Source organism: Acinetobacter sp. RG5, assembly GCF_031844265.1.
GTDB lineage: Bacteria > Pseudomonadota > Gammaproteobacteria > Pseudomonadales > Moraxellaceae > Acinetobacter.
The window spans coordinates 155006-174832 of the sequence record NZ_JAUZUV010000001.1; the positions used below are offsets into that span (position 1 = coordinate 155006).

A 19827-nucleotide genomic window follows, 5' to 3' on the forward strand; every position below is an offset into this window, starting at 1 on the left:
GACGATGAAATTTCCGATTTAGCGCATAAAATTGCTCAATCGCAGCGCATCAACCTGAGGATTGTAAAATGAAGCCTGCCAATTCATGCAAAGACGGATGTTTTAGCACATCTTCATAACGGATATTGGCACCATGCGCACGCCATATACCGACCAGACTCACCATCGCTACCGAATCCAGACCATAATTTTTTAAATCGACATAGGGATCAATTTCTAAGGCATCTATATCCAGCTGTTCCGCGACAGCCAACATAATGCCTTTGGTTGACAATACATATTCTGACGGCGCACTTAAATCCCATAAGCGAGTCAGGCTATAGGTATTTAAGTGATGTATCCCCTGTGCCGAAATATTTTCAATCCACTGAATATGCTGATCTTGATTTGCCAATAAAATCGCATCATCGACCACACCGATTTGATCCGTCACACTCATCAGATGCGGCAAAATCTGTTTCAGCATCGGTGTAACCTGCCCGGCAAAAATCAGCTGCGGATGCGTTGAGGCATATTCTCCCAATTGCTGCATGCCTTGCATCAAATCATCACCGTACAAATCAACAATCGGAATATCCAGCGCTTTGGCTTTATTGGTTAGTTGAATCAAATTCACCATGAGTCCACTCTCTTGTATGCCCTGTTGCATACGCAAGTTTTGCAATCCAACTAAAACCAAAACAGATTGTGTTGAGGACAGCTGCCATTTAGCTTGGGATGGAGCAAGTTGGATTTTTTTGGGCATAGAGTACAGCATGGGAGGCTCTTATAAATACAAAATAGCATGATGATTCATGCTATTTTAGTTTAGCATTATTTGAAAAACACTTTGATTTCACAGATGATTATTGTTCTAATTTCGTATAATCGCCATTATATTAAATATGCCTAGAGTTGATTAACGCGACTATCCTAAAAATAGGGTGATTTAGCCAAATAAGGACTAAATGCTAAAACTAAAATAAGCAAAAGAGGAGTATCTGAGGCACTAAAAATCACTCTGCCCAATGAGTCCACTCAAAAATTTTCTTCGGGTCATCAATTTCATAAATTCGCCACTTCTTATCTAAAAAACCTAATGGAAAAACCTCATTCGATATATCGTTTTGAATAAAGTGGTTAAGAATATAAATGCTTGAATTAAGAATATCTAATACGTTATTTGATAACATTTTTTTTGTATTTTCAATGCTATTTTTCTTTTTTGAATGAATAATTTCATTTCTAAGGGTTTCTAATTCTTTAAACATTGACCAATACTTGATTTGCTTAGGTGATTCACAGTTCAAAATATTTGGAATAATTTCAGTGAGTTTTTCTGAAGTTGGTATCCATTTTTCAATTTGAGAAATTTCATAGACTTCTTGAATACCTTTTGAGTTTGTTTTTTTATAAACGAAGTCATTAGGGATTGTGGCGTTGCAAAATGCTTCAACTGCTTTATAAGAAAAAACAGATGCTATTTGTATTGTTCAATATAGTCATAAAATAACGAGACATTTTCACTATAAAAATCTTTATTCTTTTCCATATCTTTTTTAAGTTTTTCTAGTAGATTTTCAGCTTCATCTCTAGCTTTAGTAAATATATTCAATGATAGTCCGATCTCATTAGGAAGCGATAAATTGATCTCTTTATTATCAATTTTTAAATCTAACATTCTCTGTAAAAAAACCAATTGATCGTTTTTTTTAACATTATAAATTAAGGGTTTTGAGCACCTAATATCTGGAATTTTGTAAGAGCCGAAACCTGTCTCAGATTTAGAGTAGCTGTTCACAACATGAACACATACCATTTGTAAATTTACTAAAGCTACGTTCATAAAAATTCCTTCAAAATCATTTTTTTATAGTTATAGATAAGAATTGAGCGAGTGTCTACGAGCGATGACTGCTTCTGTCGCATTTGAAAATTAAGTTTTCCTAAAATTAATATAATACATGTTATATGAAATCCTCTGTAAATTTCATTTTAAAACAAACTCTTATATTGGTGTAAAAAGCCCAATCATTAGCGATTGGGCTTTTTAGCTGACATTTCACATTCCACGCTTCATTTTGGAACATCTTTGGATGATTTTATTAAATTGAGCTGATCAATTTCTATTTTAGATTAGCTTTGCTGCGCCAAAAACTTCTCAATCGCTACCTGTGCAATCTCCGCATCTTCAAACGACTTTACACCTGACACGCCCATTGCACCTACCAACTGCCCTTGATACATAATCGGTTCACCACCTTCCAGCATTCCTGAGAAACTTTCCATGGTCAGAAAACCCATCTGTCCGCCTTTGATAATATCCTCAAACAGCTTGGATGGATGGCGACCCATTGCAGAACATCTGGCTTTTTCGATGGCCAGATTTGCAGTCATCGGTGCTGCACCATCCATACGTTTCATCGCAAGCAAATTACCCGTTTCATCTACGACTGCAATACTGACATTAAAACTGTTCTGAATGGCATATTGATGGGCTTGATCTAATAAAAATTCCGCATCGCTTAAAGTCAAATAATGTTTGGTTTGCATGAAAATGATCTCTAATTTTAAATGTAATTCCCCCTAAGCCTGAGCCATATATAGCGCAAGAATACTGGAGGAAGTCTTTAAATTTTCATTTCTATTCGATAGATGAAAGCCCTCTCCTTTAAGGAGAGGGTTTGGGAGAGGTATTACGCTTTCATCTCAGCAAAAGTTTCTTTAGCCGCTTGAATCGTGTAAGCAATATCTTCATCACTATGCGCAGCAGAAATAAATCCTGCTTCAAAAGCAGATGGTGCAAGGTTTACGCCACGATTTAACATGCCATGGAAGAATTTACGGAACGCATCGACATCGCATTTCAGCATAGAGTCGAAGCTAGTAATATCTTCCTGATCGGTAAAGTAAAGACCAAACATACCGCCCACTTGTTGGGTCTTGAATGGAATGCCTGCTTCATCAGCAGCAGTTTGTAAACCGGCGAGCAATTTTTCGAGTTGTGCGGTTAATTTTTCATAAAAACCTTCGGTACGTAAATGCTTGAACATCTCGATACCGGCACGCATTGCCAGTGGATTACCCGACAATGTACCTGCTTGGTATACCTTACCCAATGGTGCAATACATTCCATCACTTCACGCTTACCACCAAAAGCGCCCACTGGCAGACCTGCACCAATGATTTTACCTAAAGTGGTTAAATCCGGAGTAACGCCATAATGTGCTTGCGCACCACCCAAACCGACACGGAAACCGGTCATTACTTCATCAATGATAAACACTGAACCATGTTCATCACAGACATCACGAATCGCTTGCAGGAAACCGTCAATTGGTTTCACCAAGTTCATGTTGCCTGCGACTGGCTCAACAATCACGCCGGCAATTTCCGAACCAAATTTGGCAAAGCATTCTTTTAAAGTCGCGATGTCGTTATATGGAAGTGTCAGCGTATGTTTTGCAAAATCCGCTGGCACGCCTGCAGACGTCGCTTCCCCTTCACCACTGGTCAATAAACCTGAACCGGCTTTTACCAATAATGAATCCGAATGACCGTGATAACAGCCTTCAAATTTTACAATCTTGTCACGGCCAGTATAACCACGCGCTAAACGAATCGCGGTCATGGTCGCTTCTGTACCCGAGTTGGTCATACGAACCAGCTCAATCGATGGCATGATCTCGCAGATAATGTCTGCCAGTGTGGTTTCATGAACTGTGGGCGCACCAAAGCTCAAACCGTCTACTGCGGCATCCTGAACCGCTTTAATAATCGCTGGATGCGCATGACCCAAAATCATCGGCCCCCATGAACCTACATAGTCCACATAACGTTTGCCATCGACATCATACAGATACGCACCTTGGGCTTTTTCGATAAAGACCGGCGTCCCACCGACACTATTAAATGCGCGTACAGGTGAATTGACGCCACCCGGGATATGTTTATTGGCTTGTTTGAACAATTGTTCTTGCTTTGGAGATAAGCTCATGAAGGCACTCGACTCAAAATTAAATCAATCAAAAAATTTTATGCTATAGCTTGAAAAAGCGCAGACCATTCATCTAAACGTTCAGGAATGGCATTCATAGGAAGTCCCAATATATCACTAATCACCGCGCAATAATCCGCACCTGACTCAATGACATCCTTTGAATTTTCAACCGTTAAACCACCAATGGCACAGAGAGGCACGTTCAATTTTTCTTTGGCCAGTTTTAAGGTTTCAAGACCAATATTACCCGCTTCAGGTTTACTATCAGTCGCATAAATTGCTCCAAATGCCACATAATTCGCACCATCGGCAATGGCCTGTTTAGCCAGCTCAAGTGAGTTATTACAGCTACGGCCAATCAACACGCCTTTAGGCAAACGCGCAACAGCGTCGACAATCGAACCATCATCCTGGCCTAAATGCACACCCACGCCGTATTTAACCGCCATTTCCAGATCATCGTTAATCACGAAAGGTACGCCATATTCAGCACACATGGCTTTCATGTACTCGATTTCGTAAATTTGATCTTCTTTCGCCACTTTTTTACGGCGATATTGCAAGACCGCAACACCACCATTGGCCATTGCACCTTCCAACTTCGCCAATAAAAGCTCTAATGGATCATCATTGGTAATTAAATATAAACCGCGCATCTTGCTCGCCACTTGCTAGGATGGCTCTATTATAGGCATAACTCGGTTTAATTGCCGCCATCTTGCTGTTTCTAAGACTGGGCAGCAACAGATTTGCAGTTTTTTAGCGCAATTTGTCAATTAAATCTCAAATATCACCATTTTCAGGGATATACGGACTTTCAAATCTGCGTTTTAATGGCCTTATAACAATAATTATAACGTGTTAATGCTTACGCCCTCCGACAAACGCTTTTAGGATTTTGCAGATAACTTGGTGGAGAAGTTGCAAAATTCTAAGAGCGATTTTTTTGTCTTTTTTTCGCCTGGCTCAAGCGTACTCAAATTAATTAATATTAAAAATACCCATTTTCAGGGATAGCCCAATCGGCGCGAAGCGTCTTAAATAGCCTTAGACACAGAAAATAAACAGAAAAATAAATACCTGTGTTTGTAATACCCGATCCTTTCTGGTTTTGAGTCATTCGTTTGTGGGAAAACGTTTCAAAGCCAGAAAGGATCTTTTACTTTCAGCACAAATCCACATGAATTCTTCTATGAATATTTACACAATAGCATGAGCAAAATCTTGAACATTTATTGGTAGCAAACAGGCATAAAAAAAGCCCGGAGAAGGTCGCTCCAGGCTTGGAAAACTGATGTATTAATTAAAATATAATGGTTGATCAAAAAACCTAATCTGCAATACCATAATTATTAGAATAATAATTCTAGACTTGCAAGGCTTTTATCGAAATTTCATGCTTTAAGTGGGCACATTCCGATAAAAGTCATTCTGGCTTAACGGGAAATTTTATCGTATTTAAGGTCGATCAGACTGATATTACCACGCAGGACATCGGCAAACATGCGCCAGTCCGAGATAAAGCTATATACAGGCTGTTTGAAGCTGGCTGGTTTATTGCGCTCAAAGATAAAATGACCGACCCAGGCACAGGCATAGCCCGAGAGTAAACCATATGCAAAATATCGCGGCTTGCCTTGACGAATGGCTTTGGCAAAACAGTATAAACCGATGCTACTGCCGGCCACGTGCAGACGGCGGCTAATAATATGCCGATGCTCAGTCAAATAGAAGCGATAAAATTCATGATAGTTCTTAATCGGCATCTGGGGCTGAACCATCACCTCATTCTTACTTTCTGGTTGTACTTGTACATTCATCTATCATCATCCTGACGTTTTTTGTTTTACCTTAGCGTATATTTTAGCCAAATAACAGCCTTTTGATGCGCGCTTCAATGCATCTTGCACATCCCCGTGAAGGCCTGAATCCGATCGTTTTAGCCTAAAATGAACCGATGAAATCTAAGTTTCAAACTTCTGTTTAAGCTTTTTATGCTCAGTCAAGTCTTACATGCATTTTGATTTTGGTTACAATCTGCTGCGCACAAATCTAAAAATATAATTGCGGCTGCTGTCCGCCTCATTTTAAAACCTTATTCAAGTGAAGATTCAGTACTTAATTGCACTGAACAGATAGGATGATCATCATGGTTGAAGTTGAACTCAAGTTCCAGATTCCTGCGGCAAGACGCACTGCGCTGCTCAAGGCACTTGATCCGAAAAAGTCTCAACAGATCCAGCTTCAAGCCAAATATTATGATACGGTCGACCGTCAACTGGCCCGGCATGGGGTAGCACTGCGTCAGCGTCTGGAAGGTACACGTTGGGTTCAAACCCTAAAAGCGGCCGGAAAAAGTCATATCGAACGCTTTGAACATAATCATGATCTAGGGGAATTAACCGCATCTCCTGAACTGGATTTAGATATTTATAAGGAATTTCCAGAAGCCGGGGCAATTCTCAGCAATGCGCTCGGCAATCAGTTCGACCAGCTCCAACTCCAGTTTGAAACCGATATTTCCCGTACGTTAAGGGTGATTGACTATGAAGATACCCAGATCGAAGTCAGCCTGGATATTGGACAGATCCGCACACAGGAGGCCGAGCAAGAAGTACATGAAGTCGAGTTCGAACTAAAAAATGGTTCAATTCAACATCTACTGGCGTTTAGTTTTGAATGGGTCAAGAAATACCAGCTCTGGCTCGATGTACGCAGCAAGGCTGAAATAGGCAATCTATTGGCCACTTCACAGCGCGTCAGTCCTGCGACCCTTAGCAAAGAATTTCAGATCAGCAAAAAAGACAGCGCCAGTAAAACCATGTACAGTCTGATTGCACAGCAGATGCAGCATTTATTGCCGAATATCGCGGCGATTGCAGCTCAGGTTGCAGAGCAGGAACATATTGATCAGGCACGACTGGCACTGGATCACTTATATCTGACCTTGCTGCTCTTCAAAGACTGGCATCCACAGCTTTCGGACAAATGGGCACATCAACTGGCGGCCTTTAAGCAGCAATTTGAACATTTGCAACATTTACAGCATATGCAAAACAGCTTGGCCGGCTTCCTGCAAAATCCCACCACGGCAGAAAACCTGAGCAAAGATATTCTGTATGCGCAGGAGAAACTCGGTAATCTGGTCAAATCTACCCAGAATGTGCATCATTATCTGGAATTACTGATGTTCAGTTTAAATGAAAATGAGCATGCCTCGCTGGACTTGAAAACTGCTGCTCAAACTGCCTTGCAACAGCAATATAAAGCTTTGCAGGAACAAATGAACCAGACCGATATCACTGATTTTGAAAGTCTGGATCAATTGTCGGGCCGGATTCAGGAGCTCAAATTCAGCTTTCCGATTTTAACCACGATCTATGATGTCAAAAATTTGCAGAAATACAGCAAAGCGCTGAACGATGCTCAACTGGCAGCCAGTGAATATCAAACTTTGGCCTCTTCTGCAGTTTATATTCAGCAGACCGAGCTGGAAGCAAGTGACTGGTTTGTGCTGGGCTGGCTGACCGCCAAGCAGGAAGTCTATGCGCAGAAACTGCTTGAAGCGACCGAACAGTTCTTGGTCAGTCGTAAATTCCTGAAATAAACATATTGAAATAAATATCACAAGAAAAACTCAAAGCACGCCTTCTCTGGCGTGCTTTTTTGTTGCAGAAGCACATCACACCCCTGCCGATCTTTGGGCTATATTAATCTATAAAACCCACATCGCGGAGGAATGACCCGATGGCAGAAATAGAACTCAAATTCCAGATTCCGCCACAGTCTCGTGTACAATTTGAACAGGACATTCAGAAACTTCAGCCGACTCGGCATCGTCTGTGTGCACGCTACTTTGATACTGAAGCGCAACAATTACAACAACATCAGATTGCCCTGCGGCAACGTCTGGAAGACCAGCAATGGATTCAAACCCTGAAAGCAGCGACTGAACAACAATTTGAACGTTTTGAACTTGAGCATGAATTAAAAAGTCCTCCGGAACATTGTGATTTTCAGTTATATCGCAAACATAAACCGGCGAAAAAAATCCTAAAACAGGCGCTCGGTGATTTAGAGACACCACTCATTTTACAATTTGAAACTGATGTCGTACGCTATGTCCTGACAGAAAGTCATCTGGACAGTCAGATTGAAATTGCCTTTGATGTCGGAGAAATTCGACACAATGATCAAGCCATCGATATTTATGAAGTCGAATTTGAGCTTAAATCCGGCCAGCTGAGTGAATTGATTGATTTCATTCAGCCCTGGGTTCAGTGTTATGCTTTGTGGCTGGATACACGGAGCAAATCGGAACGCGGTTATGCCTTATTACATGGCGAAGAGAATCTGCCGGTTCAGCATCAGCTTCCCTTAGTGCTTGAACAGAAAGATCAGATCAGTACGATTTTGCAAAAGATTGTTGCCAATTGCCTGACTCATCTTTTCCCCAATGCTACTGCAATTGCTGCCGAGAATTATAATAGTGATCATGTGCATCAGGCACGTGTCGCGATTCGGCGTTTGCGCAGTGCCTTTAAAATTTTCCAGTCCGTGACCGAACATGTACAGCCAGAATGGCCAGAACAGCTGCGGGATATTTTTCAGCAACTGGGTTCTACCCGAGATCGTGATGCCTTGGCAGAAAGCCTGATTCCACAACTAGAAAAAGCAGGTTCCCCCTTACTGAAATTACCACCACACCGACAAAAACAGCCAGATATCAGTGCGCTGTTCAGAAGTCCTGCTACCGTAGAACTAATGCTGCAACTGTTCAGCTTTAGCCAAGAAAAAACGGATAACAAAGCCAAATCTTCTCATAAGATTTTATGTAAAGGCCTGAGCAAGCTGCATCAGCAAATCTGTCAGGATGCCGAGAACTATCAAGAACTGGATATTGAATCCCGGCATCGGACACGCAAACGGGTCAAACGCCTACGCTATAACGTAGAATTCTTACAAAGCCTGTTTCCTGAAAAAGAGGTTAAAGCCTATCTAAAAGCCTTAAAACCCTTGCAGGAAAGCCTCGGGCATTATAACGATCTGTTTGTAGCAGACGAATTATTCAGACCTTATGTCAAACAACAGGCCAAGGCCTGGTTTGTGCTGGGCTGGATAAGTGCGGAACAGCAGCGTTTGTCGAGTGAAGCAGCAGAGCGTTTACAGCAGTTTGCAGAAAATACCAAGCCCTTCTGGTAAGACCGGGCTTGGTCAAACTGTGCTAGCGATATTTGCCGAATACTTTCCAGGTATTATTGTCTGCCAGAGGATCGTTATAACTGTCGCTGCGTTGCTTGCGTGGCTTATCGCGTGCATCGACCAGTTCAAAATGTGGCTCAACACTCAGCACAATCCCATTCACATAAAAACGGGTGCGCGTATATTCGCTCTGGCCATGCTGAAACACATAAGTGCGTAAATCCACAAATTCACGGTGTGCCACCAAAGCTGCAGTATCGTCACTATCAAGCCACTGCCGCATGGCTGCAATCTGCTCGGGTTCGAACTGGCCGCATTTTTCGATCAGGCTGGCGACCCCACGAAAAGTTTTGGATTCCTTGGCGCGGGTTTTATTAATGCGAATCCGGTCAACATGAAAATAAAACAGCGGCAAGTTTAAATAACTCGGCAGATGGATCGCATCCAAGATTTCATCTTCCATAAAAGGCTGAAACAGATCCTGTGCCCTTTCAATCAGCCCGAGCCACTGGCTATAGTATTCATCTACCTGTGACTGGCTGCCATAATAAATCGGCAAGCCTTCAACATTGGCTAGATTTGCTGGTGGCCAAATATTCTGGCGCAATAAGGCAATATCACTTTTTAGGCTTTGTACTGCAATCGCATCCTGCATGGCATTCACTTTTATATGCTTAGGCTATTTTTTAGATTAAGGCAAAGGTTTAGTTTCTGCAAGGCTTTGCCTATAATTAACGATTGAGATTTTAGTGTTAGGAACAAATTCATGGTTCAAAAGATTGAAGCAACCGATGTAACCGAAGAAGAAGCGTTAAATGCGGCATTCTTTGAACGTGCTGATGAATTTATTCAACAAGCCAACGAGTTTTGTCGCGTAGAAAAAGGCTCACAGGAAAAACCGAGCGATAAGCGCGGTCAAGTCAGTGCGGCGATGTTATTTGGTACTGCCCGTTTCAATACCTGGGTGGCAGCGAATAACTTTAAAGATGGGAATGAAATGCGCGATGCCAAAGATCAGGTCATGTCTTATATCTTGCAGCAATTTCAAATGATGCTGGAAGATAACTATGATGAATACTGTGAACAGTTCGAAAACTATTTACGTTTCCGTCACAATGAAGAGTTTCATGCCAACAAGCATAACCATGATCACAAGCATGATCATTGATTAAAATACGAAAAGCCCCGCGGGGCTTTTTTTATTTGCTGTCATTTATCATATTGACTTTAAAGTGATTTAAGCACTATATAAATTGAATAATAAATAAACGAAAACAAGGCATAGCATGCAGCAACTTCCCTTCCCGATCATTGACCCTCATATCCACCAATGGGATCCGTATAACACGCCACATGCGGCAGCGCTCGCGGTCAAGCTGTTCGGCAAGCACCCCAGATTGCTGGACAAAATGGTGCGGCTGCTAAAACCTAAAGATGTAATTGAGACCATTGGACTGACTCAGCATCTGACCGCCCCTTATCTGCCTGCGAATTACAAGAAAGATCTTGGGCATTACGAAATCGAACAAATTGTACATGTCGAAGCCAGCTGGCATGATCAGAAAGGTACAGGCGTGGTGGATGAAACCCATTTTATCGCCGGACTTCCTTTTGATCAGCATAATATCCGGCTAGGTGGGATTGTCGCCACGGCGGACCCACGACAGAAGAACTTCAAGCAACTGATTCAACTACATCGAGAAGCTTCTCCCAAGTTTCGCGGCATCCGTAAAATGGCTGCGGTACATCCGGATAAAGGGATTCATGCCTGGACCAATGAACCGCATCTCTATCGCAACAAAAATTTTCTGAAAGGCTTTGAGGAACTGGCCAAGCAAGATTTAAGCTTTGATGCCTGGGTATATTCTCCCCAGATTGCGGATGTTACTGCGCTGGCCAAAGACTTTCCAAACACCCCTATTGTGCTGGATCATCTGGGTACGCCCGCAGGTTTATTTGGCAAGGTGGGCAAAGCTACAGGCAAGACCGAACAAGATCGCGCCCAGATATTTGCAGACTGGAAAGATCAGTTGACAGAACTGTCTGAATGTCAGAATGTATCGACCAAAATGTCTGGTCTGTTTATGCCCGTTTTAGGTCATGATTTTCATCAGCAGAAACGGCTGGCAAGTAAACAGGAATTAGTGGAACGTGCAACTCCCTTGATCCAGCATGCTTTAGACTGCTTTGGTTCTAAACGCGTGATGTTTGCATCCAACTTTCCAATGGACAGTGTCAGCAGCTCACTCACCAACATTATTGATGCCTTTAGCGATATTGTACAGGACTACAATGAAAATGCGTTAAAGCCGATCTTTTATGAAAATGCTAAAGCGTTTTATAAATTAGAAGAATAAGAGTCTGGATCCTTAAAAAAGGAGGAAAATACATATGCTCTGGGAAGAAATGATCGCTAGTCCCTTGTCAGAAAAGCTTTTATATACTTGCTTGGTGATCTGTTTTAGTGGAATCGCATCCTACTATTACCAACATATGATCCACTTACCCTTTAATAAAGATATCGCTTTAGGATCAATCTTGGTATCAGGTGGTATTTTCCTTTTTCTCTTTGCCACTTTCTGGTGGAGCTTGCCCTGCGCTGTATTATCTGGTGTTTTAGGTGGAATCCTGTTCACCAGAAAAGTTACTTAAATTGGGCTTTTAATAATATGGTAAATAAAAAAACCCCCTCATTTGAGGGGATTTTTTTTATCAACACTATGATGTTTTAACTTGCTTACCATACTGATCAGCCATCACTTCAACCAGCTGGTCCGGCTTGATGTATTTTTTGATCATGGCATCAATATCAGCTTTATTCAGTTTAGCAATCGCCTGATCACGTTTTTCCCGGTAAACCAGATTACGGTCTTTTTCCAGCTGTGGAATCAGCATAGTATGAATACGACGATCATCTTCAAGTGCAGTTAAACGCTGTTTTAAGATACTGGCTTTTGCCGCTTCGACTTCCTGTTCAGTCACGCCACGTGTCAGCAGTTCATTGAGTACCTTATGCACTGCTTGGGAAACCTGTGCGGATTTTCCAGCCGTATAATTGGCACTAATCATCATGGCGCCCACATCTGCCCATTCATCGAGTTGCACATCTGCACTAAAACCATAGACCAGTGCATTTTTCTCGCGTAGCTCCTGTGCCAGTCGTGACGATAACTGTGAATCACCCAGAATATAACGAAATACCTGTAATGCAGGTGCATCGGCATGATCTGCACCGACCGGCATACTCATGAATGCTTCATAACTTCCGAATTCACGCTGCTCGGACAAAGCATGAATTTTCTGGGCTGGGTAGCTCCGATATTCCGATTTTAGACGCTCATAAGGCTGTGCAGCTTTCCAGTCTGAAAAACTGTTTTTCAGTACATTTTGCATCGATTTCGGATTAAATTCGCCCGTAACCGCGATTTGCGCATGTTGGGTTTTTAAAAACTGCTGATACAGTGCCACAACCTGTTCGCGAGTCGCTTTCTGATACTGTTTTTTGGCCAGTTCAGGCTCGAAATGGAAACGCAGATCGCCAGGCTGATAGATCTCGAGAGTTCGCGCCATCGTCAAGCTCGACACCGTATCTGGTTCAGTATAAGGACGATCCAGACTGGATAAAGTCTGCCCCTTGATCAAGTCAAACTGGCTTTGCTCAAATGCCGGGGTTTTCAGCACATCAACCACATACTGGAAAAATTCTTCAAACTTTTCTTTTTTGGCGCTGATCTGCAAGGTCAGGCCATTACCGGATGCACCAGCAGTCGCCGAACCGCCTACTTCAATAATTTTATCGGCAATCTGCTGCAAGCTTTGAGTTTTCGATGAGCGCAACATTAAATAAGCGGTCAGGTCCAGAATCTCGCCTTTATTCATCAGTCTTTGAGCGGTACCAAAATCCAGTGAAATTGTGGCATAAACCTTGTCATCGCGGGTATTCGTCGGAAACAGTGCATATTTAATGCCATTTTTCAACTTGCCACGCTGAATCTGCTGATCCTTGCTATACAGATATTGCTTGGATTCCTGTACATATTGCTTCACTTCAGCCTGATAAACACTAACATCTTTCAGTGGCTCTTCTGCTTCAGCCTGTTGATCCAGAGTTTTTGCCGGTGCTTCTGTTTGTGCCAGTTCCTGCGCTTTTTTCTGATCTTCCGGTGTCGGTAAAATATTGCCAGAAATACGGTATTCAGGTTTTAAAAAATTCTTATAGACCTGATTGATGTGATTCACATTCAGGTTTTGAATCGCGTTTAGATCTTTAAAATACTGGTTCCAGTCACCCGAATACGCCACTGCATAATCGCTTAAACGTGAACCCAAAGCAGTCGCACTATTTTTAATATTGTCGGCCTGATTTCGGGTCAGATTTTTAGCCCGGTTCAGTTCTGCCTCGGTAAATGGTTGACTATGTTCTACGCCTTGAATCAGGCCTTGTTCAATATCCTGTGGCTGATGATTCGGTGCATAGATTGCTCCCATAAACACCAGATTAAAGTCTTTATCAAGCCACGTACTGGATTGCACCGCAGTTGACTTACCAGTTTCCACCATGCTCTGATAGAGATGTCCACTCGGTTGCAAAGTATAGAGCGTTGGCGAAACAGCCAAAGCCGTTTTAATATTTTCTTCTGATTGGTTTAAATAAATATTAAACCTAGCCAGATCACTGCCTTTCTTTACTGTAAATTCACGCTGTTTGATCTGTTCCGGTTTAAGCGCTGGGACTTTCACTTGCGCTGGTACATTTCGGGATTGAATCGGACTGAAATGCGTATCCAGCTGTTTTAATACCTCTGCCTTATCAAACTTACCCGAAATCACCATGAAGGCATTATTGGGTGCATACCAGTGACGGTAAAAACGGTTTAGTTCCTGCATATTGATAGATTGCAGTTCATTCAGATCACCAATCGGCAAACGGCCTAAATACTGATTACCATAGGCCGATTTAAATACCTGATCGATCAATACCGAAAATGGCTGGTCCAGCCGGATTTCACGCTCGCGTTTTACAATATCAATTTCAGTCGGTACATATTTTTCCTGAAGCACCAGCTTGTCCATGCGTTCGGCTTCCAGCAAAATAACTTCACTCAGCGCAGTTTTTTCAGGACGGATCACATTGGTATATTTAGTCGAGTAATAATCAGTGCTGGCATTGGTCATCAGGGTATATTGATCCAGTCGACGCTGGAATTCATCCCCTTTGACATTTTCAGTGCCTTTAAAGGCCAAATGTTCCAGCAGATGCGCTAGACCACCCTTGCCTTGAGGATCATTTAGGGAACCGGTCAGATAGACCGTATTCATAAAAATCTTATTTTCTTTATCATTCGGTGCCAGGATAATGCGCAGTCCATTATCCAGTCGGTATTCTTCAATATTCTGTTCCGTTTTCACCAAAACAGGCTGTGCAAAACTTAGTACACTACAGCCAGACAATACAATCGCCAGACTTAAATTTTTATAACGTAGCAACATTCTTCATCCAAATTATAAATATAAATTTTTATTCGCGCCCATCTTAGAGAATGATTCTTTTTCTGAATAATCTATTCCAAGCCGAATCATCAAAATAACATGCCGCCTCACCTGACGACATGTATATCTATGTAAGTATAAAAATTATAGATAAATTTCAGCCTGCATATATAATTTTCCATAACCGGAAATTTCAATTCGTTCCTGATCTTGCAAGGCACAATACAATACCCCACCACGTGCTGATGCCTGATAGGCGACCAGTTCATTTTTACCAAGCTTCTCGGCCCAGAGCGGCGCGATTCCGGTGTGAATCGAACCGGTTACCGGATCTTCATTGATGCCATTACTCGGTGCAAAATAACGTGAAATACAGTCATATTGCATGTCTTGTGTGGTGATTACGACATCTAGAAAGGTATTCTGAGCAGTAATGGCTGTACGCTTGCCATTCAACTGTTTCAACAGTTCAAAATCAGGCATTTCATCCAGCACATCCTGTACCGATTCATATTCAATAATATAGCCCTGCGCGTTCAGATAAACCTGTTTAAATGGTTTATTTAAGGCCTGTCTTAAGGCCTCAGGATATTCAGCAACAGGCTCTGCACGACGGATTGGAAAGTTCATTCTGATCTTGCCATCCGCATCCTGCCGGACCACAAAGATGCCAAAATCTTTCACATGAAAATGAATCGTTTTCCCTGTACCAAACTGATTGAATAATACAAAACTGCTGGCCAATGTCGCATGGCCACAAAAATCCACTTCCTTGGTTGGCGTAAACCAGCGGATCGCATAATTGTCACTCTCCATAACTTTAACAAAAGCCGTTTCCGACAGATTATTTTCCAAGGCGATATTTTGCATCAGACCATCTTCAAGCCAGTCCTCCAGCACAATTACGGCGGCTGGATTGCCTTTAAACAATTCTGTAGTAAACGCATCCACTTGGTACATTTTCATTTTTTGAATTCCTGAATTCCCGATCTCTAGTTTAAAAGCTTTTTTGCAAGAATAAACTTGAATATGTTAATGATCTCATTAATCTGGCCTATTAAATAAATAGAGCAAATGGTGTTGCATGACAAACTCCCATCTTCAAAGCGTTCCCTTAGAAAAAGCTTATCGTCTGATTACCCATGGACCTACTGTGCTGGTATCTGCTCAAGACCAGCAGGATACAGATGTCATGGCAGCGGCCTGGGCATGCGCACTGGAATTCAGTCCTGCCAAAGTGACCGTGGTTCTGGACAAAAGTACCAAAACCCGAAATATTATTGAAAAATCAGGTTATTTCGCGCTGCAAATTCCGACACTGAAACAGCTGAATATGGTCTATCATCTGGGCACACAGAGCCTGTATGATGTGCCGGACAAACTGGCACAATCCGGAGTAGAACTATTTCATTTTCCTGATGCGGATATTCCTGTAGTACAAGGCTGTGCGGCCTGGATACTTTGCGAACTGATTCCCGAGCCGCATAACCAGCAAATGCATGACCTGTTTATTGGCAAGGTGATTGCAGCCTATGCCGATGATCGGGTCTTCCGCGACGGCCACTGGCATTATCATGAAGTGGCTGAAGAGTGGAAAAGTATTCATCATGTAGCCGGCGGGCATTTTTACACCATCGGCAATGCGGTGAGCATTGATGATCCGGAATTATAAATTTTTCAAATTTGGAATAAATGAAAGTAATCGCGGATGATCAGATGATATCAACCAGCACCAGAGCATCCGAAATTATGCTACTTTATCCATAATCCTCATTTGGTCTGATGCGTTATGATACCTTTTAAAATTCACTGTATTGATGTCCAGAATTCACTGCAAAATTATATCTGGTTGCTTGAACATACCGCGTCGCATCAGGTGGCTGTGATTGATCCAACCGAAGCAGAATTGGTACAAGACTATTGTGCCGAACACGGTTTAACTGTAAGTCAAATCTGGCTGACTCACTGGCATAAAGATCATATTGGCGGTGTGCCGGGGTTAATCCAAGGAAAAAATCTGCCTGTGTATGGCCCACGGGCAGAACTAAGCAAAATTCCGTTTATCACCCATCCGCTTAAGCATGAAGAACAGTTTAATTTTCATGGAATAGATATCCAGGTAATTGCTGTACCCGGGCATACACTCGGCCATATTGTTTATTTTATTGATGCAATTGATGTGCTGTTCTGCGGCGATACCTTATTTGCCATGGGTTGTGGCCGGGTTTTTGAAGGAACATTTGAACAGATGTATCATTCTCTGTCCCGTCTGGCTGCCTTGCCGCCGCGCACGCAGGTGTATTGCACTCATGAATACACTCTGTCAAATGCACAGTTTGCCAAACACGTTGAACCGGACAATTCGGCAATTCTGGAACGCTTCGAGCAGATCGAGCGTTTGCGTATGTTAGGCCAGTGCACACTGCCAAGTAGTATTGAAGATGAATTGCAAACCAATCCTTTTCTACGTGCAGAAAGCGTGGAAGAATTCCAGCGTTTAAGAACCCTGAAAGATCAGTTTTAAACCGGATTCAAAGCTGAAGATAATGCTTCAGCCGACTTTATTTATTTGTCATTTGCGATGCATAGAATGTCATTGAAAGGCACGTACAACTTTTGCACAAGTCGGAACACGTTGATCCTCCATCTAAAAAATGTCTTTCTGAGCCATTTTTCCTTTTTTATGATCAACCACGTCTCCTATTTTTTAGGAACTAATTTCAGTTCCAACACATGAAATAATGACTTATAAATAACAGTATGATATTGATTTAAATTGGAGAAATTCGTGGAACATTGCTTAAATAATCAGCATGGAACCTAATAAATTATTTAAAAAGCCCAATTCACTTGAATTGGGCTTTTTAAAAACTATAAAGATATGATTTATATATAATAAAAAATAGAATTTCGGATAACGTGTATTATGTTAATTTTAGAAAATCGTAATAGGATAATAAAAATCTATATTGTTTTAAGAAAACTCTCTTATGATTAAATCTCTATAGTTCTTTTAATATTTGCTATGTATCAAAGAATCAAACAATGGGCTAAATCAATCAAAAAAGACATCTTGGTTGTTTGGCTTATTGCAAAAGACAAGCGAACGCCCAATTCTTTAAAGCTTTTAGCTTTAATTATTGCTGCCTATGCCTTCTCACCAATTGATTTAATTCCAGATTTTATTCCCGTACTGGGGTATTTAGACGATATTATTATTGTACCTTTAGGTATTTTATTAGTTATCAAGCTTACCCCACAAAACATTATAGATGATTGTAGAATTCTTGCAGAAACCTTAGTTGAAAGGCCTATAAACTGTTGGGCCGCAGGAATTATTATCCTGATATGGCTTGTAGTATTGGGATATTTAACCATGTACTTCATGAACGATTCACTGTCTATACTGTCTATTTTTGACAAGTGAGATTTAAATACCCTCTCTCATTTGCACCCATTTAATATAATGGGCATTATTCAAAATTAAACTGTAAACCAAAATAGAAATAAAATGTCTGCTTTCAGAGCATGACATTAGTTCTGTCGTACAAATTTAAAAGTGACATTGGCCATGTCGATCCCGAATGATGATATGTAGGATAGCAGTAACTAGTTTCTTGGATTCTATTTACTAAAACTGACAACGTATCTGTCGCCTAAAGCCATGTTAAAGAATCTGGTTACTTTGTGCATAAGCATCCAGTTCACCTTGAGTCACGACACGCACCGCCTGCATTTCATCAATACGTACCAGTAGCAAGCCACCTAAAGCAGGCTGATAACGACGGGCACTGCCGAAAGGCGTATAGGCCACTTTCGACTGAATACTAAAGCTCAACCAGTCTTCATGTCCCAACATCACAGCAACCGGATCAAGTCCCTGCTGCTGCATTAATTCAATTTGCTGATTCACATAGTCTTCAATGGTTAATTCAGTCATGGTGCGGGTATTCAGTTTGAGAATTACATTTCAGACAGTATAAAGCATGCAAATCGAGCTGAAGATCAGAAAACCAGCAGCCGGTATTCTTTTAATAAATAAGTCGATTGGATTTTAATTTTCTCATTCTAGATCTGAAATTTTCTATTTCATACGATTGATAAAATTAGGAAATAACCTGTTTCACTAATAAGCTATTGAATTAGAAAATTAATTATCCAAATTTATAGCTTATAAAAACTTAATATTTAGTTACAACCTATTCAATATGATAAAAATCATTTACTTAACGTTTAAATTGATTTTTTCTTAATCAACCGATGTTCACTATATACACAAATTCATTTAAATTAATTTAAATAAAGGCATTTGCCCTTTAAAAGATAATTTTTCACCCTTATTTAAGATTTAACAATGATGAAGGAGTGATCTCGTGAAAAAAGTGGTTAAAGCGAAAAATTTGATTGCATTTCGACTATGGTTAGAAAAATTGGGATATTCGGTACGCACCCTGGCGGATGATCGTGGTTTCAGTTTCAGCTTCAAGAAAGAATATGGCCTGGTGACCTGTGATCTGGCAGGTAATGCTCTGGCACTACAGTTAGGCGAGGAATTTGAAGATCATTTAAAAGCCTGATTGCTTCTATTTAAGAGAAGAAAAATAAATTAATCTTTCCACTGATTCAACAGCGCTATTCTCCAGTTATTCAGCCCATTTCGATGGGCTTTTCTTTGTTTAGTAAATTTGAGGCAATAAAAAAGCAAGGCATTTGCCTTGCTTTAATATGATGGTGGGGACGGAGAGACTCGAACTCTCACACCTCGCGGCGCTGGAACCTAAATCCAGTGCGTCTACCAATTTCGCCACGTCCCCATCAGGGTACCAACTTAGCGTTGGATTTCTTTCAAACTTTGGCAGAGGATCAAGGATTCGAACCTTGACGAACGGTTTTGGAGACCGTCATGCTACCATTACACCAATCCTCTACTTCCACCCAATATCCAGTTACTCAAATATTGATTGGTGGGGACGGAGAGACTCGAACTCTCACACCTCGCGGCGCTGGAACCTAAATCCAGTGCGTCTACCAATTTCGCCACGTCCCCAATGGCTGTGTATATTATAGAGATAGACCGACATTGACAAGCGATTTTACAAGCAATCACAATCTATTCCGCTATAAAATAAACAGTTAGTTCTATTTTTTAATTTTT

The 19827-nt window shown here is 41.4% G+C and carries 20 protein-coding genes and 3 tRNA genes; 9 read left to right on the top strand and 14 right to left on the bottom strand.

Features of this window, described 5'->3' with window-relative positions; genetic code table 11:
* Nucleotides 1-49 precede the first annotated feature (49 nt).
* The 7 genes from Q9R21_RS00735 to Q9R21_RS00765 form a co-directional block, all read right to left on the bottom strand.
* Nucleotides 50-757 carry a phosphopantetheine-binding protein gene (locus Q9R21_RS00735; protein WP_278356789.1) on the bottom strand — a complete coding sequence of 236 codons (708 nt, stop codon included), beginning with the start codon at nucleotides 755-757 and terminating at the stop codon, nucleotides 50-52.
* 238 nt (nucleotides 758-995) lie between these two features.
* Nucleotides 996-1250 (bottom strand): hypothetical protein, encoded by a 255-nt coding sequence (locus Q9R21_RS00740; protein WP_311203510.1) that lies wholly within the window; start codon nucleotides 1248-1250, stop codon nucleotides 996-998.
* A gap of 209 nt (nucleotides 1251-1459) precedes the next feature.
* Nucleotides 1460-1825, bottom strand: a complete 366-nt coding sequence (locus Q9R21_RS00745) for a hypothetical protein (protein ID WP_311203511.1) — start codon at nucleotides 1823-1825, stop codon at nucleotides 1460-1462.
* A 290-nt stretch (nucleotides 1826-2115) separates the two neighbouring features.
* Nucleotides 2116-2532: a heme-binding protein gene (locus Q9R21_RS00750; RefSeq protein WP_253147401.1), complete on the bottom strand. Its 417-nt coding sequence runs from the start codon at nucleotides 2530-2532 to the stop codon at nucleotides 2116-2118.
* Nucleotides 2533-2675: 143 nt separating this feature from the next.
* Nucleotides 2676-3977 (bottom strand): glutamate-1-semialdehyde 2,1-aminomutase, encoded by a 1302-nt coding sequence (gene hemL, locus Q9R21_RS00755; RefSeq protein ID WP_004280005.1) that lies wholly within the window; start codon nucleotides 3975-3977, stop codon nucleotides 2676-2678.
* A gap of 38 nt (nucleotides 3978-4015) precedes the next feature.
* Nucleotides 4016-4636 (bottom strand): thiamine phosphate synthase, encoded by a 621-nt coding sequence (thiE, locus tag Q9R21_RS00760; protein WP_311203512.1) that lies wholly within the window; start codon nucleotides 4634-4636, stop codon nucleotides 4016-4018.
* Between the two features lie 780 nt (nucleotides 4637-5416).
* Entirely contained in the window at nucleotides 5417-5800 is a 384-nt protein-coding gene (locus Q9R21_RS00765; RefSeq protein WP_044109647.1) for a DUF962 domain-containing protein, read from the bottom strand.
* A 329-nt stretch (nucleotides 5801-6129) separates the two neighbouring features.
* Between Q9R21_RS00765 and Q9R21_RS00770 the strand changes: the two genes are divergently transcribed.
* Nucleotides 6130-7587 (top strand): CYTH domain-containing protein, encoded by a 1458-nt coding sequence (locus tag Q9R21_RS00770; RefSeq protein ID WP_311203513.1) that lies wholly within the window; start codon nucleotides 6130-6132, stop codon nucleotides 7585-7587.
* Between the two features lie 140 nt (nucleotides 7588-7727).
* Nucleotides 7728-9182, top strand: coding sequence for a CYTH and CHAD domain-containing protein (locus Q9R21_RS00775; protein WP_311203514.1), 1455 nt, complete (start codon nucleotides 7728-7730; stop codon nucleotides 9180-9182).
* A gap of 22 nt (nucleotides 9183-9204) precedes the next feature.
* On the opposite strand, the gene Q9R21_RS00780 is transcribed toward Q9R21_RS00775, so the two are convergent.
* Nucleotides 9205-9837: a hypothetical protein gene (locus tag Q9R21_RS00780; protein WP_311203667.1), complete on the bottom strand. Its 633-nt coding sequence runs from the start codon at nucleotides 9835-9837 to the stop codon at nucleotides 9205-9207.
* A 111-nt stretch (nucleotides 9838-9948) separates the two neighbouring features.
* On the opposite strand from Q9R21_RS00780, the gene Q9R21_RS00785 reads away from it, so the two are divergent.
* The 3 genes from Q9R21_RS00785 to Q9R21_RS00795 all read left to right on the top strand — a co-directional run bounded on the left by Q9R21_RS00785 (nucleotide 9949) and on the right by Q9R21_RS00795 (nucleotide 11834).
* Nucleotides 9949-10350, top strand: coding sequence for a DUF3144 domain-containing protein (locus Q9R21_RS00785; protein ID WP_004280011.1), 402 nt, complete (start codon nucleotides 9949-9951; stop codon nucleotides 10348-10350).
* 118 nt (nucleotides 10351-10468) lie between these two features.
* The gene (locus tag Q9R21_RS00790) at nucleotides 10469-11539 is read left to right on the top strand and encodes an amidohydrolase family protein (protein ID WP_311203515.1); all 1071 of its coding nucleotides are present in this window, start codon (nucleotides 10469-10471) and stop codon (nucleotides 11537-11539) included.
* Between the two features lie 34 nt (nucleotides 11540-11573).
* Entirely contained in the window at nucleotides 11574-11834 is a 261-nt protein-coding gene (locus Q9R21_RS00795) for a hypothetical protein (protein WP_159123777.1), read from the top strand.
* A 66-nt stretch (nucleotides 11835-11900) separates the two neighbouring features.
* On the opposite strand, the gene Q9R21_RS00800 is transcribed toward Q9R21_RS00795, so the two are convergent.
* Both Q9R21_RS00800 and Q9R21_RS00805 read right to left on the bottom strand, forming a co-directional pair.
* Entirely contained in the window at nucleotides 11901-14672 is a 2772-nt protein-coding gene (locus tag Q9R21_RS00800; RefSeq protein WP_311203516.1) for a pitrilysin family protein, read from the bottom strand.
* 144 nt (nucleotides 14673-14816) lie between these two features.
* The gene (locus Q9R21_RS00805) at nucleotides 14817-15638 is read right to left on the bottom strand and encodes a PhzF family phenazine biosynthesis protein (RefSeq protein ID WP_253137738.1); all 822 of its coding nucleotides are present in this window, start codon (nucleotides 15636-15638) and stop codon (nucleotides 14817-14819) included.
* 118 nt (nucleotides 15639-15756) lie between these two features.
* Between Q9R21_RS00805 and Q9R21_RS00810 the strand changes: the two genes are divergently transcribed.
* From Q9R21_RS00810 to Q9R21_RS00820, 3 genes are all read left to right on the top strand, one after another.
* Nucleotides 15757-16344, top strand: coding sequence for a flavin reductase family protein (locus tag Q9R21_RS00810; RefSeq protein WP_311203517.1), 588 nt, complete (start codon nucleotides 15757-15759; stop codon nucleotides 16342-16344).
* A 117-nt stretch (nucleotides 16345-16461) separates the two neighbouring features.
* Nucleotides 16462-17196 carry a hydroxyacylglutathione hydrolase gene (gene gloB, locus Q9R21_RS00815; protein WP_311203518.1) on the top strand — a complete coding sequence of 245 codons (735 nt, stop codon included), beginning with the start codon at nucleotides 16462-16464 and terminating at the stop codon, nucleotides 17194-17196.
* A gap of 501 nt (nucleotides 17197-17697) precedes the next feature.
* Entirely contained in the window at nucleotides 17698-18099 is a 402-nt protein-coding gene (locus Q9R21_RS00820) for a YkvA family protein (protein ID WP_311203519.1), read from the top strand.
* Between the two features lie 240 nt (nucleotides 18100-18339).
* Here the strand turns inward: Q9R21_RS00820 and Q9R21_RS00825 are convergent, their stop codons facing one another.
* Nucleotides 18340-18612 carry a hypothetical protein gene (locus Q9R21_RS00825; protein ID WP_213687141.1) on the bottom strand — a complete coding sequence of 91 codons (273 nt, stop codon included), beginning with the start codon at nucleotides 18610-18612 and terminating at the stop codon, nucleotides 18340-18342.
* A gap of 433 nt (nucleotides 18613-19045) precedes the next feature.
* Between Q9R21_RS00825 and Q9R21_RS00830 the strand changes: the two genes are divergently transcribed.
* The gene (locus tag Q9R21_RS00830; protein WP_004280022.1) at nucleotides 19046-19249 is read left to right on the top strand and encodes a hypothetical protein; all 204 of its coding nucleotides are present in this window, start codon (nucleotides 19046-19048) and stop codon (nucleotides 19247-19249) included.
* Nucleotides 19250-19401: 152 nt separating this feature from the next.
* Here the strand turns inward: Q9R21_RS00830 and Q9R21_RS00835 are convergent.
* The 3 genes from Q9R21_RS00835 to Q9R21_RS00845 form a co-directional block, all read right to left on the bottom strand.
* Nucleotides 19402-19486: transfer RNA gene (locus Q9R21_RS00835), tRNA-Leu, on the bottom strand.
* Nucleotides 19487-19525: 39 nt separating this feature from the next.
* Nucleotides 19526-19599 (bottom strand) — tRNA-Trp (locus tag Q9R21_RS00840).
* A gap of 35 nt (nucleotides 19600-19634) precedes the next feature.
* A tRNA-Leu gene (locus Q9R21_RS00845) sits at nucleotides 19635-19719 on the bottom strand.
* Nucleotides 19720-19827: the final 108 nt, after the last annotated feature.

Bases quoted from the DNA above. Each gene is read 5' to 3' on its own strand.
- Q9R21_RS00735 (WP_278356789.1), bottom strand. From the start codon at position 757: ATGCTGTACTCTATGCCCAAAAAAATCCAACTTGCTCCATCCCAAGCT.
- Q9R21_RS00740 (WP_311203510.1), bottom strand. From the start codon at position 1,250: ATGTTTAAAGAATTAGAAACCCTTAGAAATGAAATTATTCATTCAAAA.
- Q9R21_RS00745 (WP_311203511.1), bottom strand. From the start codon at position 1,825: ATGAACGTAGCTTTAGTAAATTTACAAATGGTATGTGTTCATGTTGTG.
- Q9R21_RS00750 (WP_253147401.1), bottom strand. From the start codon at position 2,532: ATGCAAACCAAACATTATTTGACTTTAAGCGATGCGGAATTTTTATTA.
- hemL (WP_004280005.1), bottom strand. From the start codon at position 3,977: ATGAGCTTATCTCCAAAGCAAGAACAATTGTTCAAACAAGCCAATAAA.
- thiE (WP_311203512.1), bottom strand. From the start codon at position 4,636: ATGCGCGGTTTATATTTAATTACCAATGATGATCCATTAGAGCTTTTA.
- Q9R21_RS00765 (WP_044109647.1), bottom strand. From the start codon at position 5,800: ATGAATGTACAAGTACAACCAGAAAGTAAGAATGAGGTGATGGTTCAG.
- Q9R21_RS00770 (WP_311203513.1), top strand. From the start codon at position 6,130: ATGGTTGAAGTTGAACTCAAGTTCCAGATTCCTGCGGCAAGACGCACT.
- Q9R21_RS00775 (WP_311203514.1), top strand. From the start codon at position 7,728: ATGGCAGAAATAGAACTCAAATTCCAGATTCCGCCACAGTCTCGTGTA.
- Q9R21_RS00780 (WP_311203667.1), bottom strand. From the start codon at position 9,837: ATGCAGGATGCGATTGCAGTACAAAGCCTAAAAAGTGATATTGCCTTA.
- Q9R21_RS00785 (WP_004280011.1), top strand. From the start codon at position 9,949: ATGGTTCAAAAGATTGAAGCAACCGATGTAACCGAAGAAGAAGCGTTA.
- Q9R21_RS00790 (WP_311203515.1), top strand. From the start codon at position 10,469: ATGCAGCAACTTCCCTTCCCGATCATTGACCCTCATATCCACCAATGG.
- Q9R21_RS00795 (WP_159123777.1), top strand. From the start codon at position 11,574: ATGCTCTGGGAAGAAATGATCGCTAGTCCCTTGTCAGAAAAGCTTTTA.
- Q9R21_RS00800 (WP_311203516.1), bottom strand. From the start codon at position 14,672: ATGTTGCTACGTTATAAAAATTTAAGTCTGGCGATTGTATTGTCTGGC.
- Q9R21_RS00805 (WP_253137738.1), bottom strand. From the start codon at position 15,638: ATGAAAATGTACCAAGTGGATGCGTTTACTACAGAATTGTTTAAAGGC.
- Q9R21_RS00810 (WP_311203517.1), top strand. From the start codon at position 15,757: ATGACAAACTCCCATCTTCAAAGCGTTCCCTTAGAAAAAGCTTATCGT.
- gloB (WP_311203518.1), top strand. From the start codon at position 16,462: ATGATACCTTTTAAAATTCACTGTATTGATGTCCAGAATTCACTGCAA.
- Q9R21_RS00820 (WP_311203519.1), top strand. From the start codon at position 17,698: ATGTATCAAAGAATCAAACAATGGGCTAAATCAATCAAAAAAGACATC.
- Q9R21_RS00825 (WP_213687141.1), bottom strand. From the start codon at position 18,612: ATGACTGAATTAACCATTGAAGACTATGTGAATCAGCAAATTGAATTA.